Below are 720 nucleotides of genomic sequence, written 5' to 3' on the forward strand. Positions count from 1 at the left end.
CACCGTCAGCACCTCGAACCGGGCTGCAACGATCGCCGTTAGCGCCTCAAGCGCGCGCAGGCGGGCTTCCGGGCTCTTCGCGTGTGCGTTGATGAAGTGCGTCGCCCCCGCCTGACCGAGCGCGAACCGGACCTCAAAAGCGATCTGCTTCTGGCTGAGCGTCTCAGTGGTCATGATCGCGCTCAAGCACCCGAAGCATCAGATCAGCGTGGTGGCGAAAGGCCGTGTGCCACGTGGCGGGAGCATCCTCCCATCGATCGCCGTAGCCGGCCGCTTCCCAAGCGCCGGCCGCCATCTCTTCGACGAGCGCATCACGATCGTTGTTCGTGCAGAGCCGGCAGCGGACCACGATCTCGCTCTTCATCAGGCGCGCCGAGCGCTTCCCATTCATCGGGCGTCATGCCCATCCACTGCTCGAACAGGGTGATCTCGCGCGGCTCACCGCCCGCCGGGTCGACGGGTCGCATCAGATCAACCTCAACTGCTCGGCGCGATCTGTCAGCACCGGCCGGGCCAACAGCGCCGCTTCGACGGCTTGCCGATAGTGGACCGTCTCCAGCCGCTCGGCCTCGTCGAAGCTAACCGGCGACCATTCTGGTCCCGGATAAACGGCGTCATAGATCACGCTTGCGGCCGTCGCGTAGCCGCAAGTCGTGCCGCAGTCCCTGCTGCACGGCTGTTGCCTCCAACGATGTTCGACGCCCGACTCGGGAGGGTGCC

The 720-nt window shown here is 66.0% G+C and carries 3 protein-coding genes; all 3 read right to left on the minus strand.

All coding sequences use genetic code 11. The annotated features are described in order from the left end of the window. Positions 1 to 163: 163 nt before the first annotated feature. A complete protein-coding gene (locus I5E_RS16595) occupies positions 164 to 364 on the minus strand; it encodes a hypothetical protein (RefSeq protein WP_148287016.1) in 201 nt (66 codons plus the stop codon). After that, positions 312 to 467 carry a hypothetical protein gene (locus I5E_RS25690; protein ID WP_187290531.1) on the minus strand — a complete coding sequence of 52 codons (156 nt, stop codon included), beginning with the start codon at positions 465 to 467 and terminating at the stop codon, positions 312 to 314. The genes I5E_RS16595 and I5E_RS25690 overlap by 53 nt, the downstream gene beginning before the upstream one ends. Next, positions 467 to 720: hypothetical protein (locus I5E_RS26050; RefSeq protein ID WP_222836482.1), on the minus strand; the 254-nt coding region annotated here is incomplete at its 5' end. The genes I5E_RS25690 and I5E_RS26050, both read right to left, overlap by 1 nt.

It is taken from the genome of Curtobacterium sp. B18, from assembly GCF_000333375.1.
In the GTDB taxonomy this organism is placed as follows: Bacteria; Actinomycetota; Actinomycetes; order Actinomycetales; family Microbacteriaceae; genus Curtobacterium.

What these genes read in the sequence shown, in the direction of transcription:
- I5E_RS16595 (WP_148287016.1), bottom strand. Translation starts at nt 364, where the DNA reads ATGAAGAGCGAGATCGTGGTCCGCTGCCGGCTCTGCACGAACAACGAT.
- I5E_RS25690 (WP_187290531.1), bottom strand. Translation starts at nt 467, where the DNA reads ATGCGACCCGTCGACCCGGCGGGCGGTGAGCCGCGCGAGATCACCCTG.